The organism is Streptomyces sp. NPDC001407, from assembly GCF_042895325.1.
GTDB lineage: Bacteria > Actinomycetota > Actinomycetes > Streptomycetales > Streptomycetaceae > Streptomyces.
Genome location: NZ_JBIAWF010000002.1, coordinates 215,074 through 235,270, shown reverse-complemented (window position 1 = coordinate 235,270; position 20,197 = coordinate 215,074). Strand labels below are relative to the sequence as shown.

The 20,197-nt window shown below is 72.0% G+C and carries 18 protein-coding genes; 6 read left to right on the top strand and 12 right to left on the bottom strand.

Annotated features, from left to right (window positions below):
• Positions 1-8 precede the first annotated feature (8 nt).
• Together ACFY1P_RS04570 and ACFY1P_RS04565 are read right to left on the bottom strand one after the other, a co-directional pair.
• Positions 9-3,095, bottom strand: a complete 3,087-nt coding sequence (locus ACFY1P_RS04570; RefSeq protein ID WP_390749681.1) for an FAD-binding and (Fe-S)-binding domain-containing protein — start codon at positions 3,093-3,095, stop codon at positions 9-11.
• A 244-nt stretch (positions 3,096-3,339) separates the two neighbouring features.
• On the bottom strand, positions 3,340-3,579 hold the full coding sequence (locus tag ACFY1P_RS04565) for a DUF6296 family protein (protein ID WP_361520542.1): 240 nt from the start codon (positions 3,577-3,579) through the stop codon (positions 3,340-3,342).
• 238 nt (positions 3,580-3,817) lie between these two features.
• Between ACFY1P_RS04565 and ACFY1P_RS04560 the strand changes: the two genes are divergently transcribed.
• Complete coding sequence (locus ACFY1P_RS04560; RefSeq protein WP_390749680.1) at positions 3,818-5,320, top strand: FAD-dependent oxidoreductase; 1,503 nt, start codon at positions 3,818-3,820, stop codon at positions 5,318-5,320.
• A gap of 18 nt (positions 5,321-5,338) precedes the next feature.
• Here the strand turns inward: ACFY1P_RS04560 and ACFY1P_RS04555 are convergent, their stop codons facing one another.
• The gene (locus ACFY1P_RS04555) at positions 5,339-5,782 is read right to left on the bottom strand and encodes a MarR family winged helix-turn-helix transcriptional regulator (protein ID WP_390749679.1); all 444 of its coding nucleotides are present in this window, start codon (positions 5,780-5,782) and stop codon (positions 5,339-5,341) included.
• Between the two features lie 114 nt (positions 5,783-5,896).
• Between ACFY1P_RS04555 and ACFY1P_RS04550 the strand changes: the two genes are divergently transcribed.
• Positions 5,897-6,454, top strand: a complete 558-nt coding sequence (locus tag ACFY1P_RS04550; protein WP_361520537.1) for a quercetin 2,3-dioxygenase — start codon at positions 5,897-5,899, stop codon at positions 6,452-6,454.
• Positions 6,455-6,475: 21 nt separating this feature from the next.
• Here the strand turns inward: ACFY1P_RS04550 and ACFY1P_RS04545 are convergent, their stop codons facing one another.
• From ACFY1P_RS04545 to ACFY1P_RS04530, 4 genes are all read right to left on the bottom strand, one after another.
• Entirely contained in the window at positions 6,476-6,739 is a 264-nt protein-coding gene (locus ACFY1P_RS04545) for a hypothetical protein (protein WP_390749678.1), read from the bottom strand.
• The gene (locus ACFY1P_RS04540; protein ID WP_390749677.1) at positions 6,727-7,854 is read right to left on the bottom strand and encodes a glycosyltransferase; all 1,128 of its coding nucleotides are present in this window, start codon (positions 7,852-7,854) and stop codon (positions 6,727-6,729) included. Before ACFY1P_RS04540 ends, ACFY1P_RS04545 begins: the two co-directional genes overlap by 13 nt.
• Before the next feature lie 127 nt (positions 7,855-7,981).
• Positions 7,982-8,254 carry a hypothetical protein gene (locus tag ACFY1P_RS04535; protein WP_361520531.1) on the bottom strand — a complete coding sequence of 91 codons (273 nt, stop codon included), beginning with the start codon at positions 8,252-8,254 and terminating at the stop codon, positions 7,982-7,984.
• A gap of 833 nt (positions 8,255-9,087) precedes the next feature.
• Positions 9,088-10,872 (bottom strand): glycoside hydrolase family 15 protein, encoded by a 1,785-nt coding sequence (locus ACFY1P_RS04530; protein WP_390749676.1) that lies wholly within the window; start codon positions 10,870-10,872, stop codon positions 9,088-9,090.
• A gap of 356 nt (positions 10,873-11,228) precedes the next feature.
• Between ACFY1P_RS04530 and nadE the strand changes: the two genes are divergently transcribed.
• The 3 genes from nadE to ACFY1P_RS04515 all read left to right on the top strand — a co-directional run bounded on the left by nadE (position 11,229) and on the right by ACFY1P_RS04515 (position 12,906).
• Positions 11,229-12,059, top strand: coding sequence for an ammonia-dependent NAD(+) synthetase (gene nadE / locus ACFY1P_RS04525; RefSeq protein WP_361520525.1), 831 nt, complete (start codon positions 11,229-11,231; stop codon positions 12,057-12,059).
• Positions 12,060-12,121: 62 nt separating this feature from the next.
• On the top strand, positions 12,122-12,331 hold the full coding sequence (locus ACFY1P_RS04520; RefSeq protein ID WP_361520522.1) for a sigma factor-like helix-turn-helix DNA-binding protein: 210 nt from the start codon (positions 12,122-12,124) through the stop codon (positions 12,329-12,331).
• Positions 12,332-12,333: 2 nt separating this feature from the next.
• The gene (locus tag ACFY1P_RS04515) at positions 12,334-12,906 is read left to right on the top strand and encodes a Clp protease N-terminal domain-containing protein (protein WP_390749806.1); all 573 of its coding nucleotides are present in this window, start codon (positions 12,334-12,336) and stop codon (positions 12,904-12,906) included.
• 122 nt (positions 12,907-13,028) lie between these two features.
• On the opposite strand, the gene ACFY1P_RS04510 is transcribed toward ACFY1P_RS04515, so the two are convergent.
• The 3 genes from ACFY1P_RS04510 to ACFY1P_RS04500 all read right to left on the bottom strand — a co-directional run bounded on the left by ACFY1P_RS04510 (position 13,029) and on the right by ACFY1P_RS04500 (position 16,423).
• On the bottom strand, positions 13,029-14,573 hold the full coding sequence (locus ACFY1P_RS04510) for an AMP-binding protein (RefSeq protein ID WP_390749675.1): 1,545 nt from the start codon (positions 14,571-14,573) through the stop codon (positions 13,029-13,031).
• A gap of 96 nt (positions 14,574-14,669) precedes the next feature.
• Positions 14,670-15,557: a LysR family transcriptional regulator gene (locus ACFY1P_RS04505; protein ID WP_361520513.1), complete on the bottom strand. Its 888-nt coding sequence runs from the start codon at positions 15,555-15,557 to the stop codon at positions 14,670-14,672.
• 29 nt (positions 15,558-15,586) lie between these two features.
• The gene (locus tag ACFY1P_RS04500) at positions 15,587-16,423 is read right to left on the bottom strand and encodes a peptidoglycan recognition family protein (RefSeq protein ID WP_390749674.1); all 837 of its coding nucleotides are present in this window, start codon (positions 16,421-16,423) and stop codon (positions 15,587-15,589) included.
• A 262-nt stretch (positions 16,424-16,685) separates the two neighbouring features.
• Here ACFY1P_RS04500 and ACFY1P_RS04495 point away from each other — a divergent pair, with 262 nt between their 5' ends.
• Positions 16,686-18,311 carry an alpha/beta hydrolase gene (locus tag ACFY1P_RS04495; protein WP_390749673.1) on the top strand — a complete coding sequence of 542 codons (1,626 nt, stop codon included), beginning with the start codon at positions 16,686-16,688 and terminating at the stop codon, positions 18,309-18,311.
• Positions 18,312-18,380: 69 nt separating this feature from the next.
• Here ACFY1P_RS04495 and ACFY1P_RS04490 read toward each other — a convergent pair whose 3' ends face one another.
• A complete protein-coding gene (locus ACFY1P_RS04490) occupies positions 18,381-19,610 on the bottom strand; it encodes a hypothetical protein (RefSeq protein WP_390749672.1) in 1,230 nt (409 codons plus the stop codon).
• Positions 19,607-20,197: a hypothetical protein gene (locus ACFY1P_RS04485; protein WP_390749671.1), complete on the bottom strand. Its 591-nt coding sequence runs from the start codon at positions 20,195-20,197 to the stop codon at positions 19,607-19,609. Before ACFY1P_RS04485 ends, ACFY1P_RS04490 begins: the two co-directional genes overlap by 4 nt.

Sequence of the window (20,197 nt, the reverse complement as noted above, 5' to 3'; positions counted from 1 at the left end):
CGTTCGGCTCAGTTGCGCCTGCGCCACCGCCAGGCGCCGGCGCTCGCCGCGGCCAGGACGACCGCCGCGGCGGCCCCCGCGGCCAGGCGCGGGGCCCCGGGCCGGGTGCCGGGACGCTCGACGATCTTCTCCGGGTGGTCCTGCGGGGGAGGGCCTCCGTCCAGACCGAGGGCCAGGGCCTCGGCCAAGTGCATCGCGCGCCGCCCGGTGCCGCCCTGCTCGATCTGGGTACGGCAGCTGTAGCCGTCCGCGAGGATCAGCGAACTCGGTGCGGCCCCCCGTACCGCCGGCAGCACCCCCTGCTCACCGACCTTCATCGACACGTCGTAGTGGCCGCGTTCGAACCCGAAGCTGCCCGCGAGCCCGCAGCAGCCCTCGTCGAGCACATCGGCCTCCAGGCCGGCCCGGCGCATCAGCTCGCGGTCCGCGTCGAACTTCAGCACCGCGTGCTGATGACAGTGCGTCTGCACCACCGCCGTACGGGTCAGACGCGGCGGCTGCCACTCCTTCGCGGCATCGCTGAGAAGCAGCTCGGAGAGGGTCCGCAGCTGCTGCGCGAGCCTTCGGACGTCCTCGTCCTCGGGCATCAGCTCGACGGCGTCGGCGCGGAAGACCGCCGTACAGGAAGGCTCCAGGCCGACGATGGGCGTCCCCGCCGCGAGGAACGGACCCAGCACGTCCACCGTGCGCCGCAGGACCTTCTTCGTGGTCGCCAGCTGGCCGGTGGTGATCCAGGTCAGGCCGCAGCACACCGCCTGCTCCGGCACCGCGACCTTGAAACCCGCGTCCTCCAGCACTCGCACGGCGGACTTGGCGATGCCCGGGTGGAAGTAGTTGCTGAAGGTGTCCGGCCACAGCACCACCGTCCGCGGGTCGTCCGGAGCCGGCTCCTCGGTGCCGCGCCGCGTCCACCACTGGACGAAGGACTCCTCGGCGAATGCCGGCGCCTTGCGCTCGGCCGCGACTCCCGCGAGACGCTTGCCGGCCGACGCCAGACCGGGCGCCTGGAGCACGGCGTTGACCAGGCCCGGCGCGAGCCGTGAGGCGCGGGCCCACAACGGCAGCCAGCCCAGGGAGTAATGGGAGACCGGACGCGGCCGCCGCTCGTAATGGTGCGAGAGGAACTCCGCCTTGTAGGTGGCCATGTCGACACCGGTCGGGCAGTCGGACTTGCAGCCCTTGCACGCCAGGCACAGGTCGAGGGCGTCGCGGACGGCGGTGGAGCGCCAGCCGTCGGTGATGGCCGAGTCGGCGTGCCCGCCGAGCATCTCGAACAGCAACCGGGCCCGCCCCCGGGTGGAGTGCTCCTCCTCACCGGTCGCCCGGTAGGAAGGACACATCACCCCGCCCGTGTGGCTGCGGCAGTTGCCGATGCCGACACACCGCATCACCGCCCGCTTGAACGAATGATCGTCCTCGGGATAGGCGAACACGGTGGCCTGGCTCGCCGGGCGCCACAGCGGGCCCAGCCGGAGGTTCTCGTCGACCCGGTAAGGAGCCACCACCTTGCCGGGGTTCATCCGGTTTCCGGGATCGAAGAGCGCCTTGACCTCACCGAACGCCGCGACCAGGGAATCGCCGAACATCCGCGGCAGCAGCTCACCACGCGCCTGCCCGTCACCGTGCTCGCCGGACAGCGACCCTCCGTAGGAAGTGACGAGGTCCGCGGCCCGGAGCAGGAAACGACGGAAGTCGGCGACTCCCTCGGCGGTCTTCAGCCGGAAGGGGATCCGGGTGTGCACACACCCGTGGCCGAAATGCCCGTACAAGGTCGGACGGCCGTAGTCGAATTCCGCGAAAAGGGCCTTCAGATCCCGCAGATAGTCCCCGAGTTTCTCCGGGGGGACCGCGGAATCCTCCCACCCCTCCCAGGTGTCACTGCCGTCCGGCGGCCGGGCCGTCACCCCGAGGCCAGCCTCCCGCGCCCGCAGCAGCATCCGCTCGCGGCCCGGGTCGTCGGAGAACGCCACCGAGGGGTCGTCCTCGCCGCGCCCCAGCGCCCGCAGCAGGTCGTACGCCTTGCGGTCGGCCTCCTCGCGGCTGTCACCGCTGAACTGCACCAGCAGCCAGCTGTCCCCTTCCGGGAACCGCTCCAGCGAATCGAGATAGGCGTGCTCCTCACGCATCAACTGTGCCATCCGCCCGTCCATGGCCTCCAGCAATTCCGGGGAACTGAGCTCCAACAGCTTCGGGACCTCGTCCGCCGCGGCACAGATGTCCTCGTACCCCAGGACCACCATCGCCTCGTGGGGCGGAACCGGCACCAGGCCGAGTTCCGCGCGCAACACGGTCACCAGGGTCCCTTCGCTGCCCACGAGCGCCCGGGCCAGATCGAAGCCCTTCTCCGGCAGCAAGGAATCCAGGTTGTAGCCGGAAACCCGCCGCGGAATATTCGGGAAGCCTTTCCGGATGTCCGCCATATAGCGGCTGCCGATATCGCGCAAGCCCTGATAAAGCTCGGCCTTCCGGCCTCCCGCCGCGACAACCGCCGCGAACTCCTCGTCCGAAGTGGGGCCGACCCAGCAGCGCACCCCGTCATAGGTGAGGATCTCCAGGCGCCGCACGTTGTCCACCGTCTTGCCGTACGCCTGGGCCGAGCCGCCGCACGAGTTGTTGCCGATCATCCCGCCCAAGGCGCAGTGACTGTGCGTCGCCGGCTTCGGCCCGAACTTCAGCTTGTGCCGGGACAGCTGCCGGTTGAGCTCGTCGAGGACGATGCCCGGCTCGACCACACACGTCCTGGCCTCGGTGTCGACCGAGAGCAGCCGATCGCAGTATTTCGTCCAGTCGATGACCACCGCGGCGTTGGTGCACTGCCCGCCCAGACTGGTGCCACCGCCCCGTGACAGAACCGGAGCGCCGAACCGCGCGCACACCGCGACCGTCTCCGCCCCGGCCTCCACGTCGTGCGGTACGACCACGCCGAGGGGAACCTGCCGGTAGTTGGAACCGTCCGTGACATACGCCCCGCGGCTGCCGGGATCGAAGCGCACCTCGCCGTCCACCCGCCGCCGCAGCGCCGCCTCCAAGGCGGCCGTGTCGACGGGTGCGTCCGAATGCGACGCGGTGCGTTCACCGGCGCGCTCCGGTGTCATGGCTTCACCCCTGTCTCCCGGCCTTCGGATTCGGACCCGTGCGAGCGCCCGCGCACGCCACTCCCGGGACCTTTTCGGGGTGCTGTCCCAGCAGGCACGCACGGGCGGCACAGCGGGTCGGAAAATTCATCTAACCGCTGCACGCGCATCAAAACCCGGGCCGGCGGGACCGGGCCACTTGCCGGGGGACTTCCGGATGCCGCCCGGTGGACACCTGCGGGCCGCGCCCCGCCGAAGGCGGGACTCAAGGCATCGGCACGGCATGGAGACAGCGGTGACCCGCGTACCCGGCGGGTGCGGCGAGCACGGTGGCGGCCTCGCTGATGATCTGCACCCGCCACTCACCGGTGGGATCCGCCCAGACTCGGCCGCCGTTGGGGCCGGGGGTCTCGGTCAGGCTCACCACGACCACCGTCGGCGGCGCGTGCCCTCCCGGGGGGCCGGGCAGCGTGAGCGCGTAGCGCCGGACCGGACTCGTGCTCATGGGACTCCTCGCCGCCTGCCCCCGGCTTCCAGCGTATTCTCCGGCGGAGACCCGGGCAGGTGGCGGCATCCCGGAGAGTGAAAGCGGCACGCCGAGAAGGCGACGGGGAGTTCTGCGCACGACACGGCCGTACGGGCGAATACGAGCCGGAGCGGTTCGGCCCCGGCTTCGCGGGAACCCGGCCGCCATGTGCGCTTCCTCCGCTCCCTCCCTGCCCGGCAGTGCAGAGTCCTACTGGATGGCCACCGCCCCCGCGCCCGCCCCCTCCCACCCGGCCCTCGACTCCGACCTCACCGTGGACATCGCCGTGATCGGCGGCGGCATCGCGGGGCTGAGCACGGCCTGGGAGCTGATGGAGGCGGGCCGGTCGGTGGCGGTGCTGGAGGCCGACCGCCTCGCGGCGGGCGTCACCGGTTACACCACCGCCAAGGTGTCCGCCCTGCACACCCTCGTCTACGACCGGCTGCGCCGGACCCGCGGCGCGGAAGGGGCCCGGCTCTACGCACGCTCCCAGCAGGAGGCCGTCGAGCGGGTCGCCGAGGTCGCGGCCGCGCTGCGCGTGGACTGCGACCTGGAACGGCTGCCCGCCTTCACCTACGTCACCGACCCGGGCGCCCGGGACGCCGTACGGGCCGAGGCGGAGGCCGCCGCCGAGGCGGGCCTGGCCGCCTCCTGCACCGAGGAGACGACGCTCCCCTTCCCGGTCGCGGGCCTGGTCCGGGTCGAGGGCCAAGCGCAGTTCCACCCGCGGAACTACCTGCTCGCGCTCGCCGAGGACCTGCGGACCCGCGGCGCGCGGATCCGCGAACGCACCCGGATCAGGGGCCTGAGCGAGGGCTCACCTTGCCGGGTGACGGCCGAGAACGGGGCCGTGGTCACCGCGGAGGACGTCGTGGTGGCCACCCACTACCCCGTCTTCGACCGGGCCCTGCTGTTCACCCGGCTCTCGCCGCGCCGGGAACTCGTGCTCGCCGCCGCGATCCCGGCCGCGGACGACCCGGGCGGCATGTACATCACCGAGGAGGACAACAAGCGGTCGGTGCGCACGGCCCCGTACGGGGAAGGCCGCCGGCTGCTGATCGTGACCGGCGAGAGCTTCACCCCCGGCTCGGGAGACGTCGCCGGACGCTTCGGGAAGCTGGCCGACTGGACCCGCCGGCACTTCCCCCGCGCCGAGATCGTCCACCACTGGGCGGCGCAGGACAACGACTCCACCGACACCGTGCCGCTCGTCGGCCCCTTCCACCCCGGCGCCCAGCACACCTATGTGGCCACCGGCTTCGGCGGCTGGGGGATGAGCGGCGGGGTCATGGCCGGCCGCCTCCTGACGGACCTCATCACCGGACCCACCCCCTCCTGGGCCGCGTTGTACGACCCCCGCCGCATGTGGAGCGCCGTGCGCGAGGCACCCGCCCTGCTCAAGCACCAGGCCACCGTCGGCCGCCACTTCGTGGGCGACCGGCTGCGGCCGAGCCACGTCGTTTCCGTGGCCGGGATCGAACCCGGCACGGGAGCCGTCGTCCGGACGGGAGGCCGCAAGTGCGCCGTCCACCGGCAGGCCGACGGAACCCTGCGCGCGGTCTCGGCCCGCTGCACACACCTGGGCTGCCTGGTGGCGTTCAACGCCGCTGAACTGACCTGGGAATGCCCCTGCCACGGCTCCCGCTTCGCCACGGACGGCACCGTCCTCCAGGGGCCCGCCACCCGGCCGTTGAGCCCCTGCGAGATCGAGGAGCCGTGATGCAACGGACTGCGTGTCCTATCGCCGGTTGAGCGCCGGTGGCGCGCCCCAAGGGGTCTCCAAGGCGGACCGCAGCGCGTCGAGTGCCCGGCGTCCGATGCGCCCGGCGAGCTCCTCCTCAAGCCGTTCGAGGATACGGGTGGCCTGCTTGTGGGCGCGTCTCCCCTCGGGGGTGCGCCGGATCAACCGCTGCCTGCCGGACGCCGGGTCGGGCACCTGCTCCAGCAACCCGGCCGCCACCAGCGCGTGGACGGCCTGGTGTGCGGTCTGCCGGGCGACGCCCATCCGGCGGGCCAGCTCGGAGACCGTCGTGCCGTCCTCGTCGAGCACGGCGAAGAGCTGGACCTGAGTGGGGGAGACCGGCGTCGCGCCCGCCTCCGTGAGGGTCGCCAACAGGGCGTCCTCGAACCACCGTCGGGCTTCGGTGAGCAACTGGGGGAGGGAGCGGCCGGTGGTGTGCATGTGTTCCTCAATGGCGGGTGGGCGGGGCGTGACGGATCCGGGAGGGGCGGTTTGCCGTCCGGCGAACCACTATGTCAGGCTACCTGACATTCGACTTCCGGACCCGGAGAGACCATGACGATCGAGTACGCCACCGCCTACCGGCGGGCCTCACGCATCCCCGCGGAGCCGGGCAAGCCCTACTTCGTCGAGAAGGGCGAGGGGGACCGCGCCCACCTGTTCGGCGACCTGATCACCATCTACGCGGGCGGTGAACAGACCGAGAACGCCTTCAACTTCTTCACGGTCGAAGGCCCCAAGGGCAACCTCATCCCGGCCCACGTGCACCCCGACACCTACGAGGTCTTCTACGTCACCGCCGGCGCCGTCCGCCTGTTCGTCGAGGACACCGACGGCGACCAGCAGGAGAGGCTCCTCACCCCGGGCGACTTCGGCTTCGTCCCCAAGAACTGCCCGCACGCCTACCGCATGGAGCGCCACCACAGCCAGGTCGTAGGCGTCGCCGCCGGGCCCGGCGGCACCTTCGAGCGGTTCTTCGAGAATCTCGGCGCGCCCGCGGAAGAACTCGGCCTGCCGCGCGAGCCCGTCGTCCCGGAACCGGAGAAGTTCGCGACCGTGCCCCAGCGGTACGACGTGCGCTTCCTCCCCGGCCACCGGTGGAAGACCAAGTGATCCGCGTCCGGCGGCCGGTGGTCACGGCACCGCGATCCAGTCGGTACGGGCGGTCGTACGCCGGGACGTCCGCCAGGCGACGGTGGCCTCGGCGAAGCGGCCTCCGGCCGGCAGGAGTTTGCGGAGCGAGGCACCGGCCATGATCAAGGTGGTCGCCGCGACGACGGTGGCCAGGGCCTGGAATCCGGCATCCTGCCTGCGGACCGAGAGGGCAGAGAGGGCCGAGGCACCCCCGGCCCCCACCGCGCCGAGCGGCGGCAGCGCTCCGTACATCACGTGGCGCACCAGCGTTCCTCGCGGCGACGGGCCATGTCCCACAAGGAGCGCAAGTAGACGGCGTGCTGGAACATGTCGTAGGCGAGCTCGACGGCGAGCGTGCCCGCCAGCAGCTGTGACCTCCACCCGGCGCCGCGCGCGGTGACGACCTTCTCGGCGATGAAGACCGCGCCGACGGCCAGCCAGAAGGGTGTGAACTCCGGACGGCCCCGGGCCAGCATCCAGGCGGTGAAGACGAGGTAGAGGGCGAGGAAGAGAACGGACAGGCCCATGAAGCCCTGGCGGATGATGTACGGGGCGGTGACCTTCGTCCAGCCGTAGTCGCGCAGGTTCTCCAGAGCGCCGCGCTGCCAGCGCAGCCGCTGGTGCCAGAGCTTGGGCAGGCTCGTCATGACCTCGGTGACGACGGCGCAGCCTGGCGGGGACACCGTGCGGTAGCCCAGGGTACGGACCGCCTTGGTGATCTCGTCGTCCTCCGTCAGGGAGGCGAGTGAGTAGTACGAGGTGCCGCCGCCGATGCGGCCGTCCAGCCGGGCGGCCTTGAGCTCGCGCAGGGTGCGGACGCGGAAGAGGGTGGCGGTGCCGGTCAGGACGTCGGCGCGGTAGCCGCGCCGGGCTATCTCGCGCGCGTAGCGGTGGAATTCGATGCGCTGGAGGGCGCCGAGGAGGCCGCCGCCGTGCTCTCCGTAGAAGATGCCGCCCACGGCGCCGACGGTGCGGTCCATGGCCTCGATGGCGCTGGCGACGAAGGAGGGCCGGAGTACGGTGTCGGCGTCCTGGACGAGGACGAAGTCCGTGGCCGTGAGCTCGTGGAGGACGCTGTCGAGGGCCTGGTTGAGGGCGCCGGCCTTCTTGTGCCGGTTTGCCCGCGAGGCGATGACGGTCGCGCCGTTGGCCCGCGCGATCTGCGGTGTGTCGTCGGTGCAGTTGTCGGCCACCACGACGACGCGGTGCGGCGGGCGCTCCTGCCGGTGCAGTGCCGCGAGGGACGCGGCGATGCGCTCGGCCTCGTTGTGGGCGGGGATCAACGCCACGACGCGGGGCCCGGGGGCCGCGTCGTCCTGCCGGTCGTGGACGGGCACGGGGCGGGCGGTCGTGCGAGGGGTGATGCGCGGCCATCGCATGGGGTGCGCTCCTGGAACCGTCGGTGCTGCTGTCGACTGCGGTCTGATGTGGATCGGTCGGCGCGGTGCCGAGGGGCGGGGTGCCGCACCGGAGTGCGGCACCCCTGTCACTCCCCTCGTCGTGCGGTCAGCTCTTGGGCTCGATGACGACCGTGTCCTGGGCGGTGGCGAAGACCGGCTCGCCCAGCTGGATGTCCACCTGGAGCGTGCCGTGCGCCGTGGGTTCGACCTCCAGGCCCGGGTAGACCGACACCCAGGTGAACTTGCCCGGCCCGGTCGGCTCCAGGTCCAGGCGGACGGCGGGGCAGGTCAGGGTGCGGCGGTCGGCCGAGAGGACGCCGGGCGCGGTGACCTCGGTCTTCTCGTCGTACCAGCGGGTGAAGCGCACCAGGTCCTCCACGAACCGCAGGCCTGCCGGGGCGGTGAAGACGACCTTGACCGTGTCGATGGTGCGCTGCCCGGTGTTGCGGATGACGAACGGCGGGAAGATCTGGCGGTCCTGCCCGGCGGTGGCCGACAGCTGCGCGGTCTTGATGACGGCGCGCAGACCCGTGTCGATGCTCCGGGGGGCCTGGTAGCGGTAGTAGACACTGCCGAGCTGGAAGGCGTCATCCGGCTTGGCCGGGTCCCAGCTGGTGACGCTCGTCGTGCCGTCGGGGTTCTGCGCCTGAGGCCAGACGAGGAAGCGGTAGTACCCCGGCTTGTGACCGGCCTCCGGCAGGCTGACGGATTTTTCGGTCGACCCACGGCCGGAACCGACGTACCCGTTTCACGCCGGACGGCCAAGGCTGGCGGGCGACGCGGTCTTGACGCACGCCGGCGCCCCGGCGAATGCGGGTAAGCGTGCTGGTCGCAGCTGTGACCCGGGGCTGCCTGCCCCGAGGCGGCCCTGGAAGCGGAGCGCCGAAACACTCGTTCATCCCGGCCCGGGAGGCGCGTTCGGGCGCGCCACGGGGCTTGATCCAGTCGTGATCGCCGCCACACCCTGGACGGCGGGGCCGGTCGACATTCCCGACATCGCGCTCATCGCACGACGTGCACGCGCTGCCGCGCGGGCCCGGCGGGCTTCCGGTCCGTTCCGGAGGACGGCCGGAATATCCTCAACTGCACATGTTGAACAAGCGCGTTGAGTAATTGTTGATCGGTTGCGAAGCCCTGGTCGCGTCTACGCTCTCCACCCTCGACGAGCTCGGCGCGGTTCGTCGGTTCGGTGCCGCCCAGGACCCGCTGGACTCAGGAGCAGGGCCAGGGGACCGCCAGCCGCGCCGCGCATTCGAGCATCAGGGCGTGGACGAACGCCTGGGGAAGGTTGCCGCGCATCTGCCGCTGGGAGACGTCGTACTCCTCGGAGTACAGCCCGGCCGGGCCGCAGGCCGCCCGGTTGCGCTCGAACCAGCGGTGCGCCGATACCTCCCGGCCCTGCTGGTGCTCGGCGAGCGCCACGACGAACCCGCACAGCAGGAACGCCCCCTCAGCGGATCCCAGTGGGCGCTCGTCGTGACGGAAGCGGTAGGCGAAATGATCCTCCGTCAGCTGAGCGGTGTAGGCGCGCAGCGTGGCGACGGTGCGGGGGTCGTCGGCGGAAACCGCCCCGCGAAGGGGTGGCAGCAGCAGTGAGCCGTCCAGTTGCGGGTCGCCGGGCGAGCGCTGCCAGTGCCCCGCGGGGTTGAGGCTGCGGGCGGAGGTGTCGGCGACGAGGCGGTCGGCGAGGGACATCCACTGGGCCTGCCGGGACGCGGGCGCCCCGGCCCCGGCGATGGCCCGCAGGCCGGCGGCGCAGCAGAGGCGGCTGTGTGCCCAGGGGCGGGGGGACAGCTCCCACACCCCGGCGTCGGGCTCCTGCCGGCGCCGGGCGATCGCGTCGGCGGCGATCTCCGCCGCCCGCCAGCTGTCGGCGTCCAGCCGGCCGTGGCGGGCCGCCGCCGCGAAGAGCAGCAGGGCCTCGCCGAACCCGTCCAGCTGGAACTGTTCCTTGACGTGGTTGCCGACCAGGTCGTAGCCGCCGGGGTAGCCGGGCAGGTCCAGGCGGCGCTGGTCGGGGACGGTGCGCCCCTCCACGGTGTAGGCGGGGGCCAGGTGCGGGCCGTCCTCGTGCACGCGGGCGGCGACGAAGCGCACCGCGTCGTCGAGCAGCGGGTGGGCTCCCGCGGCGGCGACGGCTTGCCCGGCGTAGCACTGGTCGCGGATCCACACGTACCGGTAGTCGTAGTTGCGGCCTTCCCCTGCCCGCTCGGGCAGGCTGGTGGTGGCGGCCGCGACCATGCCGCCGGCCGATCCGGTCAGGCCGCGCAGCACGGTGTACGCGTGGCGCGCGTCCCGCTGCGCGATGGTGTGTTCGAGGCGCGGCACCGCCTGCTGCCACGCCGCCTCGGTCGCCTTCCAGGAGCGCTCCGCGTCCGGTGGTTCGTCCGGGAGCGCCCGGTCGCTGATCTCCAGTACGAGATCGTGGTGCTCGCCGGCCTCGACCGTCAGTTCCATGGCCAGCCGGTTCTCCTCCGGTCCCGCGGGCCGCGCCCGGGCGCCGCCGGACCAGCGCATCCGCAGGTCACCGAGGCGGCCGCGCCACACTCCGCCGTTCTCCTGCGTCAGTTCACGCAAGGGATGGCGGTCGAAGGCGGCACGCGGATCGAGCGTCACGGCCACCCTGGCGGGATGCTCACAGGCGATGATCCGGCGCAGGACGACGATGTGATGGGGATCGCCGGGGAAGGCGAGCGCCTCGCGGCACTCGATGATGCTGTCGTCGGTCACCCAGCGGCTGCGCCAGATCAGGGAGCCCTTTTCGTAGTAGGCACCCCATACGCAGCGTCCCACCGGCGTGACGGCGTAGATGCCGTCGCCACCGATGAGGGTGGAGAACACGGCGTCCGAGTCCCATCGCGGCGCGCACATCCACGCGAAGTCGCCCCGGGGTCCGACGAGGATGCCCCGTTCGCCGTCGGCCAGCAGGGCGTACTCACGCAGCGGGTGGGGCGGAAACCCGCCTTCACCCGGGGCGGCTGCATTCTGGGCCGTCATCCTCGCCTTTCCCGTGCCCCACGGCGTCGCGTGTGCGGGGGCGGTGCGGGGTCTGCCGCCTCTCCGCGCCCGCCGCGGTGATCCCTGGCTTGTTCCGCGCATTCGACTAACCCCTACCGGTCACGGGCAAACTCGAACGGCAATGCACGGCACGCCGCTCACCCCTGCGGGGAGCCCCATTGGGCCTGGTGGCCGGGCCGCGCGGACCTGGGAGCCGGGCGGGGTGCGGGGCGGCACCGGCCGGCCGAGGACCGTCGATCATGGCACGTCGCGGGCTCCGTCTAGAGTTCTTCCGTCCTCGCGCGCTCCGATGGCGCGTGACGACCCCACCCGCGAGCGCGACCAAGGAGCAACCCGTGACCGACCTGGCTTCCATATCCCCGCAGCAGGAGATCGCCCGGGAACTCCAGGTGAGCGCGTCCTTCGACGCACATCAGGAGATCGAGCGCCGGGTGGCCTTCCTCGCCGGCCGGCTGACCTCCACGGGCCTGCGCTCCCTCGTGCTGGGCATCAGCGGCGGGGTGGACTCCACGACGGCGGGCCGGCTGTGCCAGCTCGCGGTCGAGCGGGCGCGTGCCGCCGGGCACGAGGCGACGTTCTTCGCCATGCGCCTGCCGTACGGCACCCAGGCCGACGAGAAGGACGCGCAGCTGGCGCTGGAGTTCATCAGGCCCGACCGGGTCCTGACCGTCGACGTGCGGGCCGCGAGCGACGCCGCGCTGGAGGCGGCGCTCGCCGGGGGCACGGTCTTCCGTGACGCGCGCCACCAGGACTTCGTGCACGGCAACATCAAGGCCCGGCAGCGCATGGTCGCGCAGTACACGGTGGCGGGCGCGCACGACGGGCTGGTCGTGGGCACCGACCATGCCGCCGAGGCGGTCTCCGGCTTCTTCACCAAGTTCGGGGACGGCGCGGCCGACGTGGTCCCGCTCACCGGGCTCACGAAGCGGCGCGTGCGCGCCGTGTCGGAGGCGCTGGGCGCGCCGTCGGAGCTGGTGTGGAAGGTCCCGACGGCGGACCTGGAGACGCTGGATCCGGGCAAGCCGGACGAGGACGCGCTCGGCGTCACGTACGACGAGATCGACGACTTCCTGGAGGGGAAGCCGGTCGGCGAGGCCGCCTTCGCGTCGATCGTCCGCCGCTACCGGTTCACCGAGCACAAGCGGCAGCTGCCCATCGCGCCCTGAGCGGGACCGCCTTGTGTCAACTAGGGTTGACACCCTCCCCGTGTCAATGTAGGTTGACAGCCATGACCGAGGCAACCGATCTCGCCGAGCGGGCGGGTGACCGTGACCCACGGGTCGGGCTGCGGGCCGTCGCCGCGCTGCGGCGGCTGCTCGAGCAGCTCGAGGCCGTACAAGTCAGAAGTGCCCGGGTCCAGGGCTGGTCGTGGCAGGAGATCGCGAGCGAGCTGGGCGTCAGCAGGCAGGCCGTGCACAAGAAGTACGGGAGGCATTGACGATGTTCGAGAAGTTCACCAGCAGCGCACGCGCCGTGGTGGAGGGCGCGGTCAAGCACTCCGAGCGAACCGGGGCGGAGGCCGTGACCGAGGAACATCTGCTGCTGTCGCTGCTCGACGCCGCGGGCACCAGGGCCTCCTCCGCCCTGACCGCCCTCGGCCTGGACCGGCGGCGCGAGGCTCTGGAGGGGGCGCTGGGGGAGGCCCGGCGGCGCGGCGGGCTCTCCCGGACGGACGCGCAGGCGCTGGCCGGTCTCGGCATCGACGTCGCCGAGATCGTCGCCCGCGTCGAGGGCACCCACGGTCGCGGCGCCCTGGCCACCCTCCGGAGGCCCAGGCGCTGGCGGCCCGCCGGACACCGCCCCTTCACCCGGGACGCGAAGGCCGTGCTGGAGCGCTCCCTGCGTGCCGCGCTGGCCCGGCGCGAGCGCCACATCGGCGATGAACACATCCTGCTGGCACTGGCCACCGGCCCCGGCGTGGTGGCCGACATCCTCACCGAGTACGGAGCGTCGCTGCCCGAGGTCGAGCGCGCGCTCGGGGATCGCGGCGCGTGGCCGCCGCCGGCGGGCTGAGTTCCTGGCGTCGACCGATCGCCCCCCCCCGCACGTCGAGGTCGAGCGCGCGCTCCTGTGAAGCGGCGCCCTGCTTCGGGATGCCCGCTTCGTGGCGACTTCGGCGGGGCGCCCGCCTTGCCTCAGCCCGAGAACCGCGACCGCAGCAGCTGCCTGTCCGGTTTGCCCGCCGCCGTCAGCGGGATGTCCGGCACCAAGTGCAGCGCTTCGGGAGCGTAGAGGCGGCCCTTGTGAGCAGTGACGAAGTCCTGGATCTCCTCCAGTGAGGGCCGCAGGCCGGCGGCGGGCACCACAGCCGCGTGGACGTGCTCCAGCGACTCCTCGTCCCGGCTGCCGTAGACCACGCACTGGGCGACAGCGGGATGGCGGAGCAACAGGTCCTCCAGCTCCGCCGGATAGACGTGACCCCCGACGACCACGATCATCTCCTTGATCCGGTCCACGATGTAGAGGTAGCCGTCCTCGTCGAGATAGCCGACGTCGCCGGTGCGCACCCAGCCGTCCCGCAGCACCTCGGCGGTCAGCTCGGGCTGCTTCCAGTAGCCGGGCATCACATAGGGCGTGCGCACCTGCACCTCGCCGCGCTCCCCGGGCGGGAGCGTGGCGCCGTCGGCGTCCCGGATGGCGATCTCCACTCCGGGTACGGCCCGGCCGACTGTCAGCTGCCCGCCGCGGCCGGTGATCTCCTGCTCCGCGGGGCCCGCCTCGGTGATGTACTGCGCCTCGGCCTGCCCGTAGAGGCCGTAGAGCACGGGCCCCAGCACCTTGGCCGCCTGCCGCAGCCTGGTCGGCGAGGCGGCGGTGCCGCCGTAGCTGATCCGGCTCAGGCTCGACAGATCGGTGCCGGCCAGGTCCGGGTGGTCCAGCAGGCGGTAGAGCAGCGGCGGCAGCAGCCAGGTGTGGGTGACGCGCTCGCGCTCGATCGCGGCCAGCACGTCCCCGGGCTCGAAGCCGTGCCGCAGGACCACCGAGCCGCCCTGATGGAGCGTCATGTCGACGAAGACACCGGCGAGGTGGGCGAGCGCGGTGCAGGCGAGATAGCGGGGCGGGTCACCGGCGCCGGCGAGCCGGTGGTCAAGGCTTCGCCGGTACGAACCGTGGGTCATCCGGATGCCCTTGGGAATCCCGGTGGTCCCGCCGGTGTGCCGGATGCACCAGTCGTCGTCCGGCCCCACCAGGCCGCCCATCGGCCGTGCCGGGCGCCGGGCGGCCGCGGCCAGTACGTCCTCGGCGAAGTCACCCGGGCCCAGGGAGAGCAGCCCGGGAACGCCTTCGAGGCGCAGGAGTTCCCCGGCCGTGGCGTGCCGCCGGTCGTCCACCAGCAGCAGGGAGCAGTCCACGCTCGCCATGATGTGAGCCATGGTCGGCGGGCTCATGCCCTCGTAGAGGCCGACCACCCGGGCGCCGGCCAGATTGGCGGCGTAGCGGGCGACGATGGCCTCGGCGGTGTTGCCGGTGAGCAGGGTGACCGTGTCGCCACGGCCGACCCCGCGCTCCGCCAGCTCCCCGGCGAGCCGGTGGACCTGGTCCCGGAGCTCTGCCGCGCTGATCACCAGCCCCTCGGCGGTGGTGACGGCAGCCCGCCGTGGCCCGGCGGACAGCACGTCGAGGATGGCTTCCACGTAGCTGCCGAAACCGCTTTCCCTGGCGGTGTGTTGCCCGCTCATGGTCGCTCTCCCTTGTCGGAACTGCCGGAACCGGATGGACGGCCATGACGCTAGCGCTGTCCGCTCATGCCTTCCACGACCGGTTTCGCCATGTGCTCATGACGCCGGGGGCATGAGCTGTTCCAGGACCAGCCGGCGGAAGTCCAGGGCGGCGGGGGAGAGGTAGGAGCCCTCGCGCCACACCAGGGTCAGCGTGCGGTGGCAGTCCGCGGCGTCCAGTCGCAGCCAGGCCACCGGGACCCGCTCGCCGAGGGCCGGCCGGGCGACGGCCGGCATCAGTCCGATGCCCAGCCCCGCGCCGATCAGCTCCGGAGTGGCGGAGGCTTCGTCACCTTCGCACACCACCTGCGGTGTGAGCCCTTCGCGGGCGAAAAGCCGTTCCAGAAGGGAGCGTTGCCAGTGGCCTGCGGGCGTGCTGACGAACTCTTCACGGGCCAGCTCGGCCACCGCCACCTGCTCCCGGCCGGCCAGCGGGTGCCCCAGCGGTACGGCCAGCAGCACCTCCTCCCGCGCCACCTCCGCCGAGCACAGTCCAGGTCCGGTCAGCGGCTGGGACGCGAGCGCGAAGTCCACCTCGGCGGAGCGCAGATGACGCAGCATCGAACCCACCGGCGCCTGGAACAGGCGCACCCTCACCCCCGGCCGACGCGCGCGGAAGGCCGCCAGCACCGCGGCCAGCTGAAGCAGGGTCTCGGCCGCCACGGCGACCCGGCCCGGCCCGTCACCGGCGGCATCGGCCATCTCGCGCCGGGCGTCGTCGAGTTCGGCCAGTGCCCGGTCCGCGCGGCGCAGGAAGGCCGCGCCGTGCTCGTTGAGCCGAATCCGGCGACCTTGCCGGTCGAACAGCGGAACGCCGAGTTCTGATTCGAGCCGGATGATTGTCCGGCTCACCGACGGCTGGGCGACCCGGAGTTCCTCCGCGGCCCGGCTGATGTGCTGATGCCGGGCCACGGCCTGGAAATATCGCAGTGACAGCAGATCCATGCCGTCAGTCTCGCCGGGCTGCGGAACTCTCAGCGGGTGGGGTCCGAAGGGCCCGTCGCCGGCCCATGGTCCTTCTCCCGGGACGGCGCCGCAGCGGGGACCTCCGCGGCCACATGGTTGGGGGAGCCGTCTCCGACGGGGAGGCCCATCGCCTCGGAAACCCGCTTACGCAGAGTCGGCAATTGCTTGTAGAGGGCGTTGCCGGGGCACTCCGTGGCGAGAGAGGTGCCGGGCTGGTTGAGGTCACGGTGGCCGACGATCGCGGTCATCGGGGGGAGCCCGTACGTCTCGCACAGCCACGCACACGTGGCGACGAGCGCGTGCCATTGTGCGGCGGGCGGTAATTCCGTGATGTACGTGCCCTCGTTCTCGATGCCGAGGCTCGCGGTGTTCCAGTTGGCCACCTGCGCCCCGATGACGTGATCGCCGTTCCGGATGGCCTCGGCGGAGCGATATCTGCCCTCCATGAGGAACCCGCCACGGCTGATGGTCAGTTGCTGGCCGATGTCGTTCCACCCGTTGTTGTGCATGTGGTCGTACTGACAGTCCCTGGACAGCTGAAAAGCGTGCGCCAGCGAATAGTCGGTGGTGTTCGGGTAGTCCATGTGGTGCACCACGATCAGCGCCGGCGCGAACGGCTCGACCAGGACGCCGTGCGGATCGGTGGGCGGAACGGCCCGCCATTCCTCGCGGGTGTGGAGCCGGGGGCGGCGCACGCGGCAGCCCTCGGCCGCCCCCGCCCTTTCCCGCGCCTGCGCGTCGGGGGCGAGGAGGGAATTCCCGGCCACCACGGCTGCTCCACTCGCCAGCGCTCCGCTCAGCAGACCGCGGCGCCCCATCCAGGATCTCTCGGTGTCTCCGGTCATGGGCCGGCCCCTTCCCTCTCCGGCCGGGTCCTGCCGACGCACGGACAAGCGGCCGCCGACGGCCCGGCCACGGCGCCCTTCGCGTCGACTGTAGCTTTCGCGCCACGGGGTTCGGCAGCCCCGTGAACGCCGGCATTCGCCGGCAAAGAACGTGCCAGGGCTCCTCGCCGGTCTGGCTTCGCCAACTCCGGTTGCGTCACAGCTTGATAACGTCCCGTCAGTGCTATAGCTGTAACATTTCACATATCACATCATGCCCTCCATGAGAAAAGTCATCGCACTGCTCTCGGCCGCCGCAGCCGTCGCAGCCCTCACCGGCGTGTCCGCCGGTACCGCCTCCGGCGCGGCCGCCCCTGGGAGCGCCGGGCAGGGCAAGCTCGTCTGGAGCTCCTGCAACGACACCACCACGCCCGCGTTGCAGTGCGCGCTGCTCGACGTACCGGTGGACTACGCGCACCCGAACGGCGCCAAGATCAAGATCAAGCTGAACCGGCTGCCCGCCACCGCGCCCAAGGACAAGCAGCAGGGTCCGATCCTGCTCAACCCCGGCGGCCCCGGGGACTCCGGGCTCTGGATGCCCGCGTACATCTCCGGGAAGCTCCCCAAGGACGTCGCCTCGACCTACGACTGGATCGGCTTCGACCCGCGCGGCACCAACGGCAGCGAGCCCCATGTCGTCTGCGACGCCCACTACTTCGACGCCGAACGGCCCGACTACCAGGTGAGCCAGGGCACCTCGAAGGCCTGGCTGGAGAAGGCGGCCGGATACGCCGCCGACTGCGCGGCCGGCTGGTCCTGGCTGCTGCCGCACATGACCACCGTCGACAGTGCCCGCGACATGGACGGCATCCGGCGGGCGCTCGGAGCACCGAAGATCAATTTCTATGGCGGCTCCTGGGGCACCTCGCTCGGCTCCACCTACGGCCAGCTCTTCCCCTCGCACGTCCGGCGGATGGTGCTGGACAGCATCGTCGGCCCCACCATCAGCTGGTACGACCACAACATCCTTCAGGACAAGGAACACCAGCGCCGCTTCGAGGCGTTCGCGGCCTGGACGGCCAAGGCCGACTCCGTCTACCACCTGGGCACCGACGCCGCCACGGTCGAGAAGGCGTACTACCAGGTCGAGAAGGATCTGCGGAGCAACCCCGTCGGCGCAGCCCCGGCCCCGGGCAAGATCGGCCCAGCCGAGTTCGAGGACACCTTCTACGGCGGTGGCTACAACTTCCTGCGCTGGCCCCAGATGGCCACCGCGCTCTCAGGCTACCTCACCCGGCACGACACCCGGCCCCTGAACATCGCCTACAACCGCTACGCGGCCCCCGGCGCCGACGACAGCACCTTCCCGGCGTACAACGCGGCGCAGTGCACCGAGAACGCCTGGCCGCGCGACTGGGAGTTCTGGAAGAAGGACCAGGCCAAGGTCGACGCCGTCGCACCCTTCTACACCTACAACAACATGTGGTACAACGCCGCATGCATGTTCTGGCCCTACCAGGGCAACACCGCCGGACGCATGAAGATCACCGGCAAGGGCCTGCCGCCCGTCCTGCTCTTCCAGGCCACCGAGGACGCCGCCACTCCGTACGAGGGCGGGCTGGCCATGCACGACGCGCTGCCCGGTTCGAAGCTGGTCGTCCAGAAGGGCGGCAGCTTCCACGAGATCCTCTTCCACGGCAACGCCTGCCTGGACGACACCTTCACCGCCTACCTCCGTGACGGCAGCCTTCCCCAGGGTGGCGGCCGCATCGCCAAGACCTGTGCCCCCGAACCCGATCCCACTCCCGTCTACGTGACGCCACCGCCCACCCTCGCCACCAAGAACGCCGCTCCCGCCGCCCCTCTCTCACCCACGTCCCCCGAGGCCGTCCACGGTGTCCTCCGGTAGTCCATGAACCCACCTGCCCCCGACCCGACGGCCGTTGACATCAAGTCAACGGCCGTACGTGGCAATGCCCTAGGGCAGCGGGGGAGCGGTCGCCGGGATCAGCCCGACAGCCAGCACGAGCACCGGTACGAGCGCCGCCGCGACGTAAGCCCGTACCGAGAAGGCATCCTTGCGCTCCTCCCGCCACCCCCACAGCCGGGACCACGCTCGCGCGAGCAATGGCCAGACGGCGAAGACGGCGAGCAGCACCGCCCACAGGGGCCCGCCGGCGAGCTGGTCGTGTGCCAGCCACAGGGCCCGGCGCAGACTCCACCCCCAGTCCTTGGCCAGCAGCCGGTACTCGACCGTCACACCGGCGATGTCCAGCAGCGTGCCGGCGAGGACGGCGGCGGGCAGCAGCGAGGCCAGCACGAACTGGACCCGCCGCTCGTCGGCACGCAGGACGCACCACCGCCGCAGCCGGACCGACGGGTGGTGGAGCCGGAGTCCCCGGTGTCGGGCGCCCTCCCCGATGCGGTGCAGCGCACGCAGCACAGCGTCCTGACCCGCCGTCGCGCGCGCGTACCGGTCGGCGACGAGCTCCGCCGTCCACAGCGCGCCGAGCGGCAGGATCAGAAAGTGCGGTACCCGCAGGATCACGAAGACGACCTGGGCGAGCAACTCGTGACCTGTCGGTTCGCCCACGACGAGCAACAGCGCGGCGGGCAGCAGCCCGCACAGCCCGAAGATCCACGGCCAGGCCCGCAGCATGCCCGTGAGTGGGCTGCCGAGCCCGGCGACATGCTGCTCGCCGGACCGGTGGTGGGCCAGTTCGTGCAGCAGCATCGCCTCGGCCGCCAGGCGGTCCTCGTCCCACAGCGTGAAGAGGGGGCCGAACACCGCGATCCTGGTGCCGCGCCGGCCATCGAGGTAGACGCGGGCGGGCTGCCCGCGCCGCAGCGAGATCCGCGTCTCCACCCCGGGCGCGCGCTCGGCGACGAACCGCTGGATGCCCGAGCCGGTTCCCACCTCCTCCGGCGGAAGCAGTCCGTAATGCCGCTCGACGAGCCACCGGCGCACCCAGGGGAGCAACACACCGAGCACGCCGACGACCACGCACGCCTGGGGCAGCACCTGGACCACCGAGGTGATCAGCAGCACCCGGATGCCCCATGTTGCGGCGATCTGCGCGGAGTAGGCCCCGTGGCCCGTCAGATCCCTGACCTGCGCTGTCCACCACCCGATCGCGGCGGGCACCTGCGTCGCGTACAGGACCGTCACCGGCCACAGCCAGGGAGGCGGCCCGGGTGACCGGTTCATCCCCGGCCGCCCCGGCCGAGCAGCCACCGCAGCCACCGCCGCGCGCGCGGGCCCCGGGGCATCGGCTGCGGGGGCTCCGCGGTGAGCAACCGGTCGAGAAACGCGGCGACTTCTCCGGGGTCGGAGTGCTCGGAGAGCCCCGAGAACAGCTCGCAGGCGAGCCGTTCGGCGTCGGCGGGCTCCATGCCGCGCTCCCGTAGCCGTTCGCTCATCCGGTACGCGGCCTCCACGTCCTGCGGTGTCGGCGCCTCGCCCCTCGCCAGGCCGGTGCCCGTACCGCCTTCGCGCCTGGACCGCACCGCGACGAGCAGCGCGGCCGTCGATACGGCGTTGCCCACCTGCTGGCTGCCCAGCGCCGCGTTGACCGCCCGGCTCGCCCAGGCCAGGGCGTCAAGCACATCGGGCAGTACGGTCATCAGCGAACCGCCCATGCCGCCGGGCGCGTCCCCCGTGCCCCGGAACAGATCCTGCCGTCGCCGGCCCCCGGCCGCGTAGGCCCGGACGACCGCACCGGCCAGCTCGGTCTCGTGCGGGGCGACGAGGACGGCGATCCGCGCTCCCCACCGGTCGAGGTCCACCGTGGTCAT